The 17,642-nt window shown below is 71.1% G+C and carries 11 protein-coding genes; 2 read left to right on the top strand and 9 right to left on the bottom strand.

Features of this window, described 5'->3' with window-relative positions:
* Positions 1 to 311: 311 nt before the first annotated feature.
* The 9 genes from ACIGG8_RS33570 to eccD form a co-directional block, all read right to left on the bottom strand.
* On the bottom strand, positions 312 to 1,997 hold the full coding sequence (locus tag ACIGG8_RS33570; RefSeq protein WP_396552428.1) for a ribonuclease J: 1,686 nt from the start codon (positions 1,995 to 1,997) through the stop codon (positions 312 to 314).
* 168 nt (positions 1,998 to 2,165) lie between these two features.
* Entirely contained in the window at positions 2,166 to 3,065 is a 900-nt protein-coding gene (dapA, locus tag ACIGG8_RS33565) for a 4-hydroxy-tetrahydrodipicolinate synthase (RefSeq protein ID WP_396552427.1), read from the bottom strand.
* Positions 3,066 to 3,292: 227 nt separating this feature from the next.
* Entirely contained in the window at positions 3,293 to 4,024 is a 732-nt protein-coding gene (thyX, locus tag ACIGG8_RS33560) for an FAD-dependent thymidylate synthase (protein ID WP_350525440.1), read from the bottom strand.
* Positions 4,021 to 4,479, bottom strand: a complete 459-nt coding sequence (locus ACIGG8_RS33555) for a tetratricopeptide repeat protein (protein ID WP_350525441.1) — start codon at positions 4,477 to 4,479, stop codon at positions 4,021 to 4,023. Before ACIGG8_RS33555 ends, thyX begins: the two co-directional genes overlap by 4 nt.
* Before the next feature lie 25 nt (positions 4,480 to 4,504).
* Positions 4,505 to 5,251, bottom strand: a complete 747-nt coding sequence (gene dapB / locus ACIGG8_RS33550) for a 4-hydroxy-tetrahydrodipicolinate reductase (RefSeq protein WP_350525442.1) — start codon at positions 5,249 to 5,251, stop codon at positions 4,505 to 4,507.
* Positions 5,252 to 5,264: 13 nt separating this feature from the next.
* Complete coding sequence (locus ACIGG8_RS33545) at positions 5,265 to 6,617, bottom strand: M16 family metallopeptidase (RefSeq protein ID WP_396552426.1); 1,353 nt, start codon at positions 6,615 to 6,617, stop codon at positions 5,265 to 5,267.
* 122 nt (positions 6,618 to 6,739) lie between these two features.
* Positions 6,740 to 8,947 (bottom strand): polyribonucleotide nucleotidyltransferase, encoded by a 2,208-nt coding sequence (locus tag ACIGG8_RS33540; RefSeq protein WP_350525444.1) that lies wholly within the window; start codon positions 8,945 to 8,947, stop codon positions 6,740 to 6,742.
* A 457-nt stretch (positions 8,948 to 9,404) separates the two neighbouring features.
* Entirely contained in the window at positions 9,405 to 9,695 is a 291-nt protein-coding gene (gene rpsO / locus ACIGG8_RS33535; RefSeq protein WP_030245440.1) for a 30S ribosomal protein S15, read from the bottom strand.
* A gap of 234 nt (positions 9,696 to 9,929) precedes the next feature.
* On the bottom strand, positions 9,930 to 11,393 hold the full coding sequence (gene eccD, locus ACIGG8_RS33530) for a type VII secretion integral membrane protein EccD (RefSeq protein WP_396552425.1): 1,464 nt from the start codon (positions 11,391 to 11,393) through the stop codon (positions 9,930 to 9,932).
* A 391-nt stretch (positions 11,394 to 11,784) separates the two neighbouring features.
* Here eccD and eccCa point away from each other — a divergent pair, with 391 nt between their 5' ends.
* Positions 11,785 to 15,726: a type VII secretion protein EccCa gene (gene eccCa, locus ACIGG8_RS33525; RefSeq protein WP_396552424.1), complete on the top strand. Its 3,942-nt coding sequence runs from the start codon at positions 11,785 to 11,787 to the stop codon at positions 15,724 to 15,726.
* A gap of 469 nt (positions 15,727 to 16,195) precedes the next feature.
* Positions 16,196 to 17,599, top strand: a complete 1,404-nt coding sequence (locus tag ACIGG8_RS33520; RefSeq protein WP_396552423.1) for an APC family permease — start codon at positions 16,196 to 16,198, stop codon at positions 17,597 to 17,599.
* Positions 17,600 to 17,642: the final 43 nt, after the last annotated feature.

The raw sequence follows: 17,642 nt of genomic DNA, 5'->3' as shown, positions 1-17,642 counted from the left end.
AACGGACGCTTCCTTCGGACCGCCTTCCAGCGGACCCTCCGGGCTTCGTTCTTTCGTGTTTCCAGCTTATCAGATGTTTTCCGCTCCGTTTCCGGAGTTTCATTCATCCAATCGGCTTTTGCCTTTCGGCGCTCCCGAACTCTACCAGAGTTTTCGGGCCGTTTTCCCCGGTCGTTCTCGAATTCAGATTCGAGCCCGTTACCGAGGGGCCGTCCCGTGGGGCAACCCGGAGAACATTACGCACCGGGCCGCCCCACGTCAAACCGGCCTCGGCCGGGGACGAACGAGCGTCAGGGCTCGACGAGCGAGCGTCAGACCTCGACCACGACCGGCAGGATCATCGGCCGGCGGCGGTAGTTGTCCGCGACCCACTTGCCGATGGTCCGGCGGACCAGCTGCTGCACCTGGCGGGGCTCCAGCACGCCGTCACCCGCCGAGCGGTCCAGGGCCTCCTGGAGCTTGGCGACGACGGGGACGAACGCGTTGTCGTCGATTCCGGAGCCGCGGGCCTGGATGGTCGGGCCACCGATGATCTTGCCGTTGGTCGAGTCGACCGCGACGAAGACCGAGATGAAGCCCTCCTCGCCGAGGATCTTGCGGTCCTTGAGCGAGGCCTCGCTGATGTCGCCGACCGAGGCGCCGTCCACGTAGACGTACCCGGCCTGCACCTTGCCGACGATCCGGGCGACGCCGCCCTCAAGGTCGACGCAGACGCCGTCCTCGGCGATGACCACGCGGTTGCGCGGCACCCCGGTGGCGACTCCCAGCTCGGCGGCCGCGCGCAGGTGGCGCCACTCGCCGTGGACCGGCATCAGGTTGCGCGGCTTGCAGATGTTGAAGAAGTAGAGCAGCTCGCCGGCCGAGGCGTGGCCGGAGACGTGCACCTTGGCGTTGCCCTTGTGCACGACCTTGGCGCCCCAGCGGGTCAGGCCGTTGATCACCCGGTAGACGGCGTTCTCGTTGCCCGGGATCAGGGAGGACGCCAGGACGACGGTGTCGCCCTCGACGATGCGGATCTGGTGGTCGCGGTTGGCCATCCGGGACAGAGCGGCCATCGGCTCGCCCTGCGAGCCGGTGCAGATCAGCACGACCTCCTTGTCCGGCAGGTCGTCGAGCTGCTTGACGTCGACGACCATGTTGCCGGGGACCTTGAGGTACCCGAGGTCGCGGGCGATGCCCATGTTGCGGACCATCGAGCGGCCGACGAAGGCCACCTTGCGCTTGTACTCGTGCGCGGCGTCCAGCACCTGCTGGATGCGGTGCACGTGGCTCGCGAAGGACGCGACGATGATGCGCCGGTCGGCGTTCGCGAAGACGTTCCGCAGCGCCGCCGAGATGTCCCGCTCGTGCGGGATGAAGCCGGGGACCTCGGCGTTGGTGGAGTCCACCAGCAGCAGGTCCATGCCCTCCTCGGCCAGCTTGGCGAAGGTCGGCAGGTCGGTGAGGCGGCCGTCGAGCGGCAGCTGGTCCATCTTGAAGTCGCCGGTCGCCACGACCATGCCGGCGGGGGTGCGGACGGCCACGGCGAGGGCGTCCGGGATGGAGTGGTTGACCGCGATGAACTCGCAGTCGAAGGGACCGATGCGCTCGCGCTGGCCCTCCTTGACCTCCAGCACGTACGGGCGGATCCGGTGCTCGGCGAGCTTGGCCTCGATCAGGGCCAGGGTCAGCTTCGAGCCGATCAGCGGGATGTCCGGGTTCTCCCGCAGGAGGAACGGGACGGCGCCGATGTGGTCCTCGTGCCCGTGGGTGAGCACGATGCCGTCGATCTTGTCGAGGCGGTCCCGGATGTAGCTGAAGTCCGGGAGGATCAGGTCCACGCCGGGCTGCTCGTCCTCCGGGAAGAGGACGCCGCAGTCGACGATCAGGATGCGGTCGCCGTACTCGAAGACCGTCATGTTGCGGCCGATCTCGCCGAGGCCGCCGAGCGGAGTGATACGGAGGGCGCCCTCCTTCAGGGCCGGGGGCGCGCCGAGCTCGGGGTGCGGGTGGCTCAAAAGACTCTCCTCACGACGCACGCCATATGCCCGGGGTCCTCCCCCGGAGACATATGGCGTGCGTACTCAGTGTCGTTTTCCTACTGGGTCTGTGCTCTCGCGCCTTCGATCCGGTCCAGCGGCGGACCCGGGGGTCCGGCGAGCCGGGGCGCGCACGTCTGTGTCTGCTTAGAGGTGTACCCCGCCGGCGGCGAGATCCTGCTTCAATCGCGCGATCTCCTCGGCCGTCGCGCCCACCAGCGGCAGTCGCAGCGGGCCGGCCGGCAGGTCCTGGAGTTCCAACGCCGCCTTGGTGAGGATCACACCCTGCGTGCGGAACATACCGCTGAACACCGGCAGCAGGCGCTGGTGCACGCTGGTGGCCTTGACCACATCGCCGGCCAGGTGGGCCTCGATCATCGTGCGCAGCTCGCCGGCCACCACGTGTCCGACGACGCTGACCACGCCGACGGCCCCGACCGACAGCAGCGGCAGGTTCAGGATGTCGTCGCCGGAGTACCAGGCCAGGTCGGAGCGGGCGATCGCCCAGGCCGCGGCGCCGAGGTCGCCCTTGGCGTCCTTGTTGGCGACGATCCGCGGGTGCTCGCCGAGGCGGACCAGCGTCTCGTGGCTCAGCGCCACCCCGCTGCGGCCCGGAATGTCGTACAGCATGACCGGCAGCTCGGTCGCGTCGGCCAAGGCGACGGTGTGCCGGTACAGGCCCTCCTGCGGGGGCTTGCTGTAGTACGGCGTGACGGCCAGCAGGCCGTGCGCCCCGGCGGCCTGCGCCTGCCGGGCCAGCTCGATGCTGTGGTGGGTGTCGTTGGTGCCGACACCGGCCACCACGTGGGCGCGATCCCCGACCGCCTCCACCACGGCGCGGACCAGTTGGGCCTTCTCGGCATCGCTGGTGGTCGGAGACTCACCTGTGGTGCCGTTGACGACGAGGCCGTCGTTCCCGGAGTCGACGAGGTGCGTGGCGAGGCGCTGGGCGCCGTCGAGGTCGAGTCCGCCGTCGGCGGTGAACGGGGTGACCATCGCGGTCAGGACCCGGCCGAACGGCGTCTGGGGGGTGGAGATCGGAGCCATGCGTCCAAAACTACTCGTAGGCGGTGGGGCGGTTTCCACACCGGTCCAGGGTTCGGACAGGGGCAGCGGCGATGAGCGGCGGGAACGGGCGGTGCAATGGGATTCCGGTGCTGCCCGCTCGGGGGTTCAGGCAGCACCGGAATCCGTGCTCACGAATGTAGGGAGCGGCTAGAAAAGCCGCAATCCAGACATGCCAGACACTCTGCCCATATGCCTGTCGTCCCAGGTCAGGGGGCGACTCGGCCGTGCTTCTCGAAGGCCGCATGGGTGAGCGGCATGAGCTGCGCCCACTGCTGCTCCATCTGCTCGGCGACCATCTCGATCTCGCGCTGCGGGAAGGACGGCACCGTCGCGTTGTCCCGCTTGGTCCGGAGCGACAGGAAGTGCATCAGCGAGCGCGAGTTGCAGGTCGCGTACATCGAGGAGAACAGGCCGACCGGCAGCACCGCGCGGGCCACCTCGCGGGCCACCCCGGCCGCCAGCATCTCCTGGTAGCGGGTGTAGGACTCGCGGTACGCGGCCTCCATCGCCTCGGTCGTGGTCCTGTGCTGCTCGGGCGTGCCCTCGTGGAACTCGTACTTGCCCGGGCGGCCCTGCTGGACCAGCTTGCGGTCCTCCGCCGGGACGTAGAAGACCGGGTGCAGCTCGCGATAGCGGCCGGACTCCTCGTTGTACGACCAGCCGCTGCGGTGCCGGTGGAACTCCCGGAACACGAAGATCGGCGCACTGATGAAGAAGGTCATCGAGTTGTGCTCGAAGGGCGTGCCGTGCCGGTCCCGCATCAGGAAGTTGATCAGGCCCTTGGACTTCTCCGGGTCCTGCGAGAGCGCCTCCAGGGACTGCTCCCCCGCGGTCGAGACGCGGGCCGCCCAGATGACGTCCGAGTCGGCGGCGGAGCTGCGGACCAGCTCCACCGTCACGTCGCTGCGGAAGCTGGGGGCTGTCGGTTCGTCGCTCACGCGTTACTCCTTGCGGGTTCGGTGCTGTGCAGCTTGATGGCGTGCTGCATGGTCTTGCGGGCACGCGGGGTGTCCCCGGCGTCGGCGTAGGCCACGGCGAGGCGGAACCAGACCCGCCAGTCGCCCGGCGCGTCCTCGGCCTCGGCCTGGCGGCGCGCGAAGACCGCGTCGGCCGAGGCCCGGTCGATCCGCCCGCCCGTGCTGCGCTTGAGCTCGTCCACCGGCAGGCCGCCCTCGGCCTCCAGCTCCCGGGCGAGCCGCTCGCTGTCCCGGCCGAAGCGGACGGTCTGGCGCAGGAACCAGACGCCGATCACCGGGATGACGAAGGCGCAGACACCGATGCCGATGCCCAGCGGCTTGCCGGTGGCGATCAGCTGGACGCCCTCCCCCACGCAGAGCAGGGCGACCAGCAGCAGCACGCCGGACAGGACGAAGAAGCCGGTACGAGAGGTCATGTCACGCTCCCTGGAATCACCACGGTCACACGTCCAGGAAGTGTTCGAGGCCGAAGGTCAGCCCCGGCGTCCCGACGACCCTGCGCGCGCCCAGCAGGATGCCCGGCATGAAGCTGCTGTGGTGCAGCGAGTCGTGCCGGATGGTGAGCGTCTCACCGGTGTCGCCGAACATCACCTGCTGGTGGGCGAGCAGCCCGCGCAGCCGGACGGCGTGCACCGGCACCCCGTCCACGTCGGCGCCGCGCGCGCCGGGCAGGCTGTGGGTGGTCGGGTCCTGCTGCGGCGGGCGGCCGGCCTCGGCGCGGGCGGCCGCGATCAGCTGCGCGGTCCGGGTGGCCGTGCCGCTGGGGGCGTCGGCCTTGCGGTCGTGGTGCAGCTCGACCACCTCGACCGACTCGAAGTACTTCGCCGCGATCTGCGAGAACTTCATGCCGAGGATCGCGCCGATGGAGAAGTTGGGCGCGATCAGCAGACCGAGTTCCGGGGCCTGGTCCAGCCAGCCGCGGACGGTGGCGAGCCGCTCGTCCGTCCAGCCGGTGGTGCCGGTGACCACGTGGATGCCGTGGTGCAGGCAGTGGTCGAGGTTGCCCATCACCGAGTCCGGGTGGGTCAGCTCGACGACGACCTGCGCCCCGGCCTCGGTCAGCTCCTCCAACGCGGACCCGCGGCCCAGGGCGGCCACCAGTTCCATGTCGGGCGCGGCCTCGACGGCCCTGACCGCCTCGGAGCCGATCCTGCCCTTGGCCCCGATCACGGCGACACGCAGCGTCATAGCGAAAGTCCTCTCACACCAGCAGCTCGGCGAGCTTGGCGGCCCGCTTGTCGTTGACCGGGCCGATCAGCGCCAGGGACGGCCGGTACGCGCCCAGCACATCACGGGCCACCTCGTGGACGTCCTCCAGGGTCACCGAGGCGATCCGCGCCAGCATGTCGTCCACCGAGAGGTGGTGCCCGTAGCTGAGCTCGGCCTTGCCGATCCGGTTCATCAGCGAGCCGGTGTCCTCCATGCCGAGCACGGTGGAGCCGGAGATCTGCCCGATCGCGCGCTGCAGCTCCTCCTCGGTGATGCCGTCGGCGACCACCTTGGCCAGCTCGGCGCGGCAGATCCGCAGCACCTCCTCGACCCGCTTGGGCTGGCAGCCGGCGTAGATGCCGAACAGGCCGCTGTCCGCGTACGACGAGGAGTACGAGTAGACCGAGTACGCCAGGCCGCGCTTCTCCCGGATCTCCTGGAACAGCCGGGAGCTCATCCCGCCGCCCAGGGCCGCGTTGAGCACGCCCATCGCCCAGCGGCGCTCGTCGTGCCGCGGCACCCCGGGCACGCCCAGCACCAGGTGGGCCTGCTCGGTGGAGCGGTTGAGCACCTCGACCTTGCCGGCCGTCCGCAGCGCCTTGACGCCGCGGCGGGCCTCGGCGGGGGCCGCGTCGGAGCGGGCCAGCACCGGGGCGAAGGCCTGCTCGACCTGCTTGACCACCTTGCGGTGGTCGAGGTTGCCCGCCGCGGCGACGACCAGCTGCTCGGGGCGGTAGCGCCGGTGGTAGAAGCCGGCGATCTGGTCCCGGGTGAGCGTCCTGATGGTCTCCTGGGTGCCGAGGATCGGGCGGCCGAGCGGGCCGCTGCCGTAGATCACCTTGGCGAACAGGTCGTGCACCACGTCGCCCGGGTCGTCCTCGGCCATCGCCATCTCTTCGAGGATGACGCCGCGCTCGGCCTCCACGTCCTCGGTGCGGATCAGCGAGCCGGTGAGCATGTCGCAGACCACGTCGATGGCCAGCGGCAGGTCGGTGTCCAGGACCCGGGCGTAGTAGCAGGTGTTCTCCTTCGCGGTGAAGGCGTTCATCTCGCCGCCGACCGCGTCCAGGGCCGCCGAGATGTCCAGCGCGCTGCGCCGCTCGGTGCCCTTGAAGAGCAGGTGCTCCAGGTAGTGGGTGGCGCCGTTGAGCTGCGGGGTCTCGTCCCGCGAGCCGACGCCGACCCAGATGCCGAAGGTCGCGGAGCGCACCGTCGGCAGGGTCTCGGTGACGACCCGCAGGCCGCCGGGGAGGACGGTGCGGCGCACCGTGCCGGCGCCGTCGACGCCCTTGAGCAGGGTCCGGGTGGTGCCGGGGCGCTGCTTTACCGCCGGGGCCTGCGCCACGGGGGGTACCTCCAGAGGAAACGCACGCGAGGAAGGCACGTGCGGACGTAAGCGTGTGGACAACGGGGTGCGGCCCGCACGCCGCGAGGCGTACGGGCCGCAAGGGGTCAGCTAGCGGCGCTTCACTCGGAAGCGGCCTCGCCGGCCTCCTCGCCCTCGATGACCGGGATCAGGGAGAGCTTGCCGCGCGGGTCGATCTCGGCGATCTCGACCTGGACCTTGGCGCCGACGCCGAGGACGTCCTCGACGTTCTCGACGCGCTTGCCACCGGCCAGCTTGCGGATCTGCGAGATGTGCAGCAGGCCGTCCTTGCCCGGCATCAGCGACACGAACGCGCCGAACGTCGTGGTCTTGACCACGGTGCCCAGGTAGCGCTCGCCGACCTCCGGCATGGTCGGGTTGGCGATCTGGTTGATCGTGGTGCGGGCGGCCTCGGCGGCCGGGCCGTCGGCGGCACCGATGTAGATGGTGCCGTCGTCCTCGATCGTGATCTCGGCGCCGGTGTCCTCCTGGATCTGGTTGATCATCTTGCCCTTGGGGCCGATGACCTCACCGATCTTGTCCACCGGGATCTTGATGGTGATGATGCGCGGCGCGTTCGGGGACATCTCGTCCGGGGAGTCGATGGCCTCGTTCATCACGTCGAGGATGTGCAGGCGGGCGTCCTTGGCCTGCTTCAGCGCGGCGGCGAGCACCGACGCCGGGATGCCGTTCAGCTTGGTGTCCAGCTGGAGGGCGGTGATGAAGTTGCGGGTACCGGCGACCTTGAAGTCCATGTCGCCGTACGCGTCCTCGGCGCCGAGGATGTCGGTCAGCGTGACGAAGTGGGTCTCGCCGTCGATCTCCTGGGAGATCAGGCCCATCGCGATGCCGGCGACGGCGGCCTTCAGCGGCACACCGGCGTTCAGCAGCGACATGGTCGAGGCGCAGACCGAGCCCATCGAGGTGGAACCGTTGGAGCCGAGCGCCTCGGAGACCTGGCGGATGGCGTACGGGAAGTCCTCGCGGGAGGGCAGCACGGGCAGGATGGCCCGCTCGGCCAGCGCGCCGTGGCCGATCTCGCGGCGCTTGGGCGAGCCCACGCGGCCGGTCTCGCCGACGGAGTACGGCGGGAAGTTGTAGTTGTGCATGTAGCGGCGACGCGTCTCCGGGGAGAGCGTGTCCAGCTGCTGCTCCATGCGGAGCATGTTCAGCGTGGTGACGCCCAGGATCTGGGTCTCGCCGCGCTCGAACAGGGCCGAGCCGTGCACCCGCGGGATGGCCTCGACCTCGGCGGCCAGGGTGCGGATGTCGGTGACGCCGCGGCCGTCGATGCGGACCTTGTCCGTGATGACGCGCTCGCGGACGATCTTCTTGGTCAGCGCGTTGTAGGCGGCGCTGATCTCCTTCTCGCGGCCCTCGAACTCGGGGAGCAGCTTCTCGGCGGCCAGCGCCTTGACGCGGTCCAGCTCGGTGTTGCGCTCCTGCTTGCCCGGGATGGTCAGGGCCTGGGCCAGCTCGTCCTTGACGGCGGCGGTCAGCGCGGCGAGGACGTCGTCCTGGTAGTCCAGGAAGACCGGGAACTCACCGGTCGGCTTGGCGGCCTGGGCGGCCAGCTGCGACTGCGCGGCGCAGAGGACCTTGATGAACGGCTTGGCGGCGTCGAGGCCGGAGGCGACGACCTCCTCGGTCGGCGCCTCGGCGCCGCCCTCGACCAGCTTGATGGTCTTGTCGGTGGCCTCGGCCTCGACCATCATGATCGCGACGTCGCCGTCCGGCAGGACGCGACCGGCGACGACCATGTCGAAGACGGCCGACTCCAGCTCGCTGTGGGTCGGGAAGGCGACCCACTGGCCGTTGATCAGCGCGACGCGGACGCCACCGATCGGGCCGGAGAACGGCAGGCCCGCCAGCTGGGTGGAGGCGGAGGCGGCGTTGATCGCGACCACGTCGTACAGGTGGTCGGGGTTGAGCGCCATCACGGTGACGACGACCTGGACCTCGTTGCGCAGGCCCTTGACGAAGGACGGGCGCAGCGGGCGGTCGATCAGGCGGCAGGTGAGGATCGCGTCCTCGGAGGGCCGGCCCTCGCGACGGAAGAACGAGCCGGGGATGCGGCCCGCGGCGTACATCCGCTCCTCGACGTCCACGGTCAGCGGGAAGAAGTCGAAGTGCTCCTTCGGCTGCTTGGACGCGCTGGTGGCCGACAGCACCATGGTGTCGTCGTCCAGGTAGGCCACGGCGGAGCCGGCGGCCTGACGGGCCAGGCGGCCGGTCTCGAAGCGGATGGTACGGGTGCCGAAGGAACCGTTGTCGATCACGGCCTCGGCGTAGAACACGTTCTCTTCCACCTGGAAGATCTCCTCTTTCGTACGTCTCCGGGAGAGCGCCCCCGCGCACTTCCTGTCGGGTGGCCCTGGGTGCCCTCGTCAGGGAGGGCGGCAGTCGGGCCGGTCTTCGATCGAAGCCTCCGGAGTGCCCCGCTCGGTCTGCGGGGGTTCCGACGGCCACTACCGAGGACCGGCGCCTCACGGCTGCCGGGCCGGGACGGGCGTTCCGCGTCTGGACGCTCTCTCGGATGCGGGCGGCTTCCGTTTGAAGCCTTCGTCCCGCGGGGGGTTGGGGTCTGTCTGCCCGGGTGGCGCTCTGGTGCGCCATCACCCGGCATGCCCACAACCCTACGGTGCAATCCTCGGCCACCTGGGGAGGTGCGCGCGAGTTGTTATGTCAGGGCGCCGTGGCCAGACGGCCGCGGCATACGCGCGAGGGGCGGCTCCCCGGTGTGGGGAGCCGCCCCGAGCGGCGGTCTTAGCGGGCGCCACCGGCGGCACCGCGGCGGATGCCCAGGCGGTCGACGAGCGTACGGAAGCGCTCGATGTCCTTCTTGGCCAGGTACTGCAGCAGGCGGCGGCGCTGGCCGACCAGGATCAGCAGGCCGCGGCGCGAGTGGTGGTCGTGCTTGTGCAGCTTGAGGTGCTCGGTCAGGTCCGAGATGCGGCGGGAGAGCATGGCGACCTGGACCTCGGGGGAGCCGGTGTCGCCCTCCTTCTGGCCGAACTCGGCGATGATCTGCTTCTTGACGTCAGAGGCGAGAGCCACTGCAACTCCTTCGGGTGTACCGAGCGGTCCTGGTCGACAACACAGGACTCATCGAGAACTCGGTGTCGTGAGCGCGGCCGGCACTCGGCAGCCCACGGAGGGGCGGCGGACACACGGCTGCGCTCGAAGGCCAAGCGTACCAGTGCCGCCCACCCGGCCGTTCGGCGGCCCGGAGGGGTCGCGCGCGCTCCTCCGGGGAGCGGGGCCCGGGGGCGGCACCGGGGGCGGGCCGGGTCAGCCGGTGGCGCCGCGGACCAGCCGGTAGATGTCCAGGACGGCGAGCGCCAGCGGGACGAGCGAGATCAGGGTGAGGCTGTCGACCAGGTCCAGGATGCGCCCCCAGAACGGGGAGACACCGAGCCGGGGCACCACCAGGGCGATCGCGACGAGCAGCGCGGCGCCGAAGGCGATGCAGGCGGCCAGCCAGACGGTGCGCAGGTCGAGCTGGGTGGTGGAGCCCGCCACCCGCAGGAAGAACTGCGGGGTGTGCAGGGACAGTCCGACGATCAGCAGGCACAGGCCGAGCAGGCCCGCCACGGTCAGGCTGAGGACCTGCGCGGTGTAGCGGAACAGCCGGGCGCGCAGCATGGTGGCCAGGCCCAGGGCGAGGGCGAGCAGCTCGGGGAAGGTCTCGTCGGTGAAGCCGAGGACGGCGCAGGCGCCGACCACGACCGCGGCGCAGCCGCCGACCAGGCCGACCAGCACCTCGTGGCCGCGGCGGGCCTGGTGGGCGATCCTCTCGTACTGGACGGCCTCGGCGCGCTCGGCCTCCTCGTCGTAGTCGCGGCTGCGGGTGCGGGTCTGGCCGGGGGCGCTGAAGCCGACCGGCAGCCGGGCGAAGCGGGCGGAGAGGCTGGGCAGGAAGCCGACGGCGGCGACGGCGGCGACACCGGTGACGGCGGCGATGTGGCCGGCCGGGGTCCCGGGCATCAGGACGGCGGCGAAGGTGGCGAGCGCGCCGGCGGCGGCGACCAGGGCGGCGGCGACGAACACCGCGTCCTTCTCCGGCAGCAGGCCGGTCAGCAGCACGGCGACCACCAGGACGGCCACGCAGCCGGCCAGGAACTGGAGCCGGCCGGGGCCGTCCCACGGATGGGCGACGGCGATGACGCCGCTGCCGCCGATCATGGCGTGCGGCAGCGCGCCGAGGCCGAGCGCGAGGGCGGCGTGGGCGTCCTGGTAGACCCGGGCGCGCACACCGGCCAGCGCGGTGAGCACCACCGCGGTGACGCAGGCCAGGACGCCGGGCAGGCCGTGCATGTCGTGGCGCAGGTCGGAGAACCAGAGCGCGAAGCCGAGCAGGGTAAGCAGCACCCCGGCGCCGATCAGGCCGAAGCCGCGCATCAGTTCGGCGGACCAGAACCGGCGGTCGGCCTCGACGGCGCTGGCGATGGCGTCGGCGACGTCGTCGTAGACCGCGGGCGGGAGCGACTCGGCGAAGGGGCGCAGCGCGAGCAGGTCGCCGTCGCGGACCTGCTGCGCGGCCAGCGGCAGGCCGCTGTCGAGGACGGTGCCGTCGCGGCGGACCAGGTGGAAGCCGGTCGGGGTGCCGTCGGGCTGGCTCTGGTTGGCCAGCCGCAGCACCTCGGGGTAGACGTCCGCGAGCGGGACGTCCTCGGGCAGGGCGACGTCGATGCGGCGGTCCGGGGCGACGACCGTCACCCGGCAGTAGCCGGTCGCGGCAGCAGCACTGCTCATGCTCCGGCCTCGCTTCGCCCGGCAGGCGCTCCGCACAGTGCGCGGCGTTCGATGAGGAGCCCGCTCCGCTCGCTCATGAGCCGCACCTCGTTCCTTCGACGCACGTGGCGCTCCCCCTTGTTGACGGTGCCGAGGCACGGCGGCGCTCGGTGTGGCTGTGGAACCGGCCCGACCGGGCCGCGAATTGGCGCGGCGTTACCCTACCCGCTCGGTTGGTGACCGGGGCCTGGCGGGCGGTGCGGGAGCGACCGTTAGGATCGGCGCCTGCGCAAAGGTACGGGGGCTGCGCTGTGTGGGGCGTCCTCAGCCGCCGGATTCCCGTACGGACCGTACGCAGTCGCGTGAGGGCTGATGCCGAAGTGATCGATCGACGCCACGGGGTGGATGACACATGGGTGTGATCACGGTCAAGCGACCGGCCAGGGCCTATCCGCCCACCGTGCCGGACGAGCCGGTGGAGCTGGTGAGCCCGCCCGAACTGCCTCGGCAGGGCGGCGAGGACTGGCTGATGAGCATCCTGCCGATGCTCGGCATGGGCGGTTCGGCGGTGTTCTTCTTCTCGCCCGGCGCGGCCGCCCCGATGAAGATCATGGGCGGTCTGATGATCGCCTCGACGGTCGGCATGGTGCTGGCCCAGATCGTGCGGGCCCGCAAGGGCGGCTCGACGGCGATGGCGGACGAGCGCCGCGACTACCTCAAGTACCTGCAGCAGACGCGCCGCCAGGTGCGCCGCACGGCGGAGCGCCAGCGCGGCGCGCTGCTGTTCCTGAACCCTGCGCCGGACCAGCTGTGGTCGATCGTCGAGGACGGCCGGCGGCTGTGGGAACGGCGCACCGCGGACGGCGACTTCGCGCAGATCCGGGTGGGCCTCGGACCGGTGCAGCTGTCCACGCCGCTGGTGGCGCCGCAGACCGCGCCGATGGACGAGCTGGAGCCGCTGTCGGCGGCCGCCATGCACTCCTTCCTGAAGGCACACGGCACCCTGCACGACCTGCCGCTGGCGGTGTCGCTGCGGGCGTTCTACCACATCACGGTGTGCGGCGACCCGGACTCGGTGTACGGCAACGTGCGGGCGATGATCGCCCAGTTGACCACCCTGCACTCGCCCGACGACCTGCTGGTGGCGGTCGCGGCGGCTCCCGGCGCGGCCGAGGAGTGGGAGTGGACCAAGTGGCTCCCGCACAACCAGCACCGCAAGGAGGCCGACGGCGCGGGTTCGCGCCGGCTGTTCGCCGCGGACCTGGGCGACCTTGAGTACCTGCTGCAGGACGAGCTGGCCGGGCGTCAGCGCTTCGTCCGGGACGCGTCGCCCTCGGCGGACCAGCCGCACCTGGTGGTCGTCATGGACGGCGCCGGGGTGCCGCACGACTCGCTGCTGGCGAGCCCGGAGGGCGTGCAGGGCGTGACCGTCATCGAGGTGGTCCCGGGCGAGGTCGACGAGCCCAGCGGGCACCTGATGGTGACGGTCAACGCCGAGGAGCTGGTGCTGCGTTCGGCCTCCGGCGCGACGTACACCGGCAAGCCGGACCTGCTCTCGGTGTGGCAGTCCGAGGCGCTGGCGCGGCAGTTGGCGCCGTACCGGGTGTCGGCCGGCGGGGACGACGAGCCGCTGCTGTCCAACCTGGACTTCACCGACATGATGAACTCCGGGGACCCGGGCTCCTTCGACGCGAACCGCAGCTGGCGCCAGCGCGCCCAGCACGAGCGGATGCGGGTGCCGATCGGCGTCGGCGCCAACGGCGAGCACGTCTACCTGGACATCAAGGAGGCCGCGCTGGAGGGCATGGGCCCGCACGGCCTGTGCGTGGGCGCGACCGGCTCCGGCAAGTCGGAGCTGCTGCGCACCCTGGTGCTGGCGCTGGCGATGACGCACTCCTCGGAGATCCTGAACTTCGTCCTCGCCGACTTCAAGGGCGGTGCGACCTTCTCCGGCATGGCGGACATGCCGCACACCTCCGCGGTCATCACCAACCTGGAGGGCGAGCTCACCCTGGTCGACCGCATGCGCGACGCGATCGAGGGCGAGCTGCACCGCCGCCAGGAGCTGCTGCGCTCGGCCGGCAACTACGCCAACATCCACGAGTACGAGCGGGCCCGGGCGGCCGGCGCGGCGCTGGACCCGCTGCCCTCGCTGGTGCTGATCATCGACGAGTTCTCCGAGCTGCTCACCGCCAAGCCGGACTTCATCGAGATGTTCATCCAGATCGGCCGGATCGGCCGGTCGCTGGGCGTGCACCTGCTGCTGGCCTCGCAGCGCCTGGAGGAGGGCAAGCTGCGCGGCCTGGACACCTACCTCTCGTACCGGATCGGCCTGCGCACCTTCTCCGCGGCGGAGTCGCGGGCGGCGATCGGCGTGCCGGACGCCTACCACCTGCCGCCGGTGCCGGGCGTGGGCTACCTCAAGTTCGGCGAGGACGTGATGGACCGGTTCAAGGCCGCCTACGTCTCGGGGCCGTACCGGGCGCCGGGCCAGCAGCGGTCGACCGGCGGGCGGCGGGTCGCCGCGCGCCCGGTGGAGTTCACCGCGGCCTTCGTGGAGCTGCCGGACCCGGTGGAGGAGGAGGCGCCGCCGGTGCCGGAGCAGGACGACGCGCTGGTGGACACCGTGCTGGACGTGTTCGTCCAGCGGATGTCCGGCCAGGGCCCGGCCGCGCACCAGGTGTGGCTGCCGCCGCTGGAGGAGGCGCCGAGCATGGACCACCTGCTGCCGCCGCTGCAGGTCGCGCCGGAGCGCGGGCTGACCGCCACCGGCTACCCGGTGGGCCGGCTGCGGGCGCCGATCGGCATCGTGGACAAGCCGCGCGAGCAGAAGACGGACATCCTGGAGGTCGACTACGCGGGGGCGGCCGGCCACGGCCTGGTCGTCGGCGGCCCGCGTTCGGGCAAGTCGACCGTGGTGCGCACCACGGTGGCCTCGTTCGCCCTCACCCACACCCCGCTCGAAGTGCAGTTCTACCTGCTGGACTTCGGCGCGGGCAGCTTCGGGTCGCTGTCCGGGCTGCCGCACGTCGGCGGGGTGGCCGGGCGCCTGGACGTGGACAAGGTGCGCCGGATGGTCTCCGAGGTGCACGGGGTGATGAACCGCCGCGAGGAGCTGTTCCGGGTCGCCGGGATCGACACCATCGGCACCTACCGGGCCCGTCGGGCGGCCGGGCAGCTGCCGGACGAGGCCTTCGGCGACGTGTTCCTGGTGATCGACGGCTGGAACACCTTCAAGCAGGAGTTCGAGGGCCTGGAGCCGGTGATCGGCGACATCGCCCAGCGCGGCCTCGGCTACGGCGTCCACCTGCTCATCACCGCGGCCCGGTACGCGGAGGTCCGCCCGGCGCTGAAGGACCTGCTGCAGAACCGCACCGAGCTGAAGCTCGGTGACGCGATGGAGTCCGAGGTGGACCGCCGGGCGGCGCAGAACGTCCCGCCGCTGGCCGGTCGCGGCATCACCCCGGAGCGGCTGCACTTCCTGTCCGGCCTGCCGCGCCTGGACGGCTCCTCCGGCGTGGACGACCTGCAGGAGGGCGTGTCCGGGCTGGTCGCGGCGATCGGCGGGGCCTGGAGCGGGCCGCGCGCCCCGCAGGTGCGGATGCTGCCGGCCGTCCTGGACGGGAACTCGCTGCCGAAGGGCTTCGAGCACCCGGAGCGCGGTGTGGCCTTCGGTGTGGACGAGGCGGAGCTCGCGCCGGTCTTCGTCAACTTCGAGACCGACCCGCTGTTCGTCGTCTTCGGCGACACCGAGTCCGGGAAGTCGGCGGTGCTGCGGATGCTGATCAAGCAGATCACCGAGCGCTACACGCCGGACCAGGCGGGCATCGTGGTCGGCGACTACCGTCGCGCGCTGCTGGGCGCGGTGCCGGCGGAGTACCTGGTCGAGTACGCGGCCGCGCAGCCGGCCATGTCGGCCGTGGTGGAGATGCTGCGCGGGGCCTGCTCCCGCCGCCTGCCGGGCCCGGACGTCACCGCGGAGCAGCTGCGCAACCGCAGCTGGTACAGCGGCAAGGACATGTTCGTGATCGTCGACGACTACGAGCTGGTCGCGACGGGCTCGGGCAACCCGCTGGCACCGCTGGCCGAGTTCCTCCCGTTCGCCCGGGACATCGGCCTGCGGGTGATCGTGGCCCGCAGCGCGGGCGGTGCCGGGCGTTCGCTGTACGAGCCGGTGATGCAGCGCATCCGCGAGCTGGGCGGCCAGGGCGTGATCCTCTCCGGGAACCGGGACGAGGGCGCGCTGCTGGGGACGGTCAAGCCGCAGGCGCTGCCGCCGGGCCGCGGGGTGTACGTGTCGCGTCGCGCGACGAACGGGCAGATGGTCCAGACGGGCTGGCTGCCGGTGGCCTAGCCGGGCCGGCCGTCACGGACGGTGAGCGGAGGGGTCGGACTCGGACGAGTCCGGCCCCTCCGTCGTCCCAGGTGCTGAAACGTTACCTAGATCTTTCCCGGCGGGTGCTGCGGTTCCCGTACCCGGCCGGGGTGTGGCCGCACCCCTCGGAAGGCGCCTGGGCCTACCACCGTCCGACCGGATCTGCACCTTCGAATCCCGACCAGAGCGCTTTGTTCACCTTCGATTCAGGTGCGATCCAGCCAAGGTAACAAGTCGGACAAACGGCGCAATGACCGAACGTGATCATCGGATCGCATGTTTATGCCTTTTGCCGCAACGGATTCCGAAGCAGTTCCGACGTTGACGCGATCAATACGCCCAAGGTTCCATTGCGGCCCGGGAGCGACTGGACCAGATACCCAGCGACCAGCCAGCGGAGGCGATACCGCTCCCACCCCAGGACCGCACAGAGCCGATCGGAAGCCACATGACCGACACGCTTCGCCCGCCACAGACCGTAGCCGCCTCGGCGGCCGGGGCGGCCGCGCCCCAGCAGCTCAAGCGCTCGATCGGCGTCGTGGGCGGAACACTGCTCACGCTGTCCTGCGTCACCCCGGCGTCGACGCTGTTCGTGATCGTGCCGGAGCTGTTCTCCAGCATCGGCAGCGCCACCGCCCTGGCCATCGCCATCGGCACCGTGCTCTGCGTCGCCGTCGCGTTCTGCTACTCCGAGCTCGGCACCCTGATCCCCAGCGCCGGCGGCGAGTACGCGATGGTCGGCACCCTGGCCGGACGGCTGATGGGCTGGCTGGTCTTCGTGCTCTCGCTGATCGTGGTGATGATCGTCCCCTCGGTCATCGCGCTCGGCACCGCCGACTACCTGGCCCCCGTGCTGCACGTCGACAAGGCCATGACCGGCGCCGCCGTGATGCTGGCCGCCACCCTGGCCGGCCTGCTCGACCTGCGCGCCAACGCCTGGATCACCGGCATCTTCCTGGTGCTGGAGGTCATCGCGGCCGGCGTCGTCTCGGTGCTCGGCTTCGCCCACGCCAACGACCACGCCCCCAGCCTGCTGCACGGCGTGGTCACCGGGGACGGCGGCGCCACCACCACGGTGAGCATCGGCGCCATCGTCGGCGCGCTCGGCATCGCCCTGTTCATCACCCAGGGCTTCTCCACCGCCGTCTACCTCTCCGAGGAGCTGGAGAACCCCCGCCGCAACGTCTCCCGCACCGTGCTGTGGACGCTCGGCATCTCCTCCGCCGTCATCCTGATCCCGGTCGTCGCCATCACCATGGGCGCCCCCGACCTGCAGACCCTCACCTCCGGCGACATCTCCGGCATGGTCACCGCCTGGAGCAACTCCGCGGTCGGCACCTTCATCAGCCTCTGCGTCGCGCTGGCCATCATCAACGCCGGCATCGTCATGGTCATCCAGAACTCCCGGGTGCTGTTCGCCTCCGCCCGTGACAAGGCCTGGCCGGAGCCGGTCAACAAGGCCTTCGGCACCCTCGGCCGCTTCGGCTCCCCCTGGATCGCCACCCTGGCGGTCGGCCTGCCCGGCGCCGCGCTCTGCTTCGTCAAGGGCGAGCTGCTGAGCAACATCACCGGCGTCGCCGTCACCGGGATGTACCTGCTGGTCGCGATCGCCGCGCTGCTCTCCCGCCGCGCCCACCACAAGCACGCCCCCGCCTGGCGGATGCCGCTGTGGCCAGCCGTCCCGGTCGTCCTGATCGCCGTGCTGGTCTACGTGATGACCCAGCTGGACACCGAGCCCCTGCTGTGGACCGGCGGCATCACCGCCGCCGCCACCCTCTACTGGCTGTTCTACCTGCGCCCCCGGCAGGACACCCGCTGGGTGATCAGCCTCCCCGAGGACCAGCAGGACTGACCCCCACCCCCTCCCCCACCTCCCCCACACAGCGGTGCCCCGG

It is taken from the genome of Kitasatospora sp. NPDC085464, assembly GCF_044541955.1.
Lineage (GTDB): Bacteria > Actinomycetota > Actinomycetes > Streptomycetales > Streptomycetaceae > Kitasatospora.
This window is presented reverse-complemented; position numbering and strand designations above follow the sequence as displayed.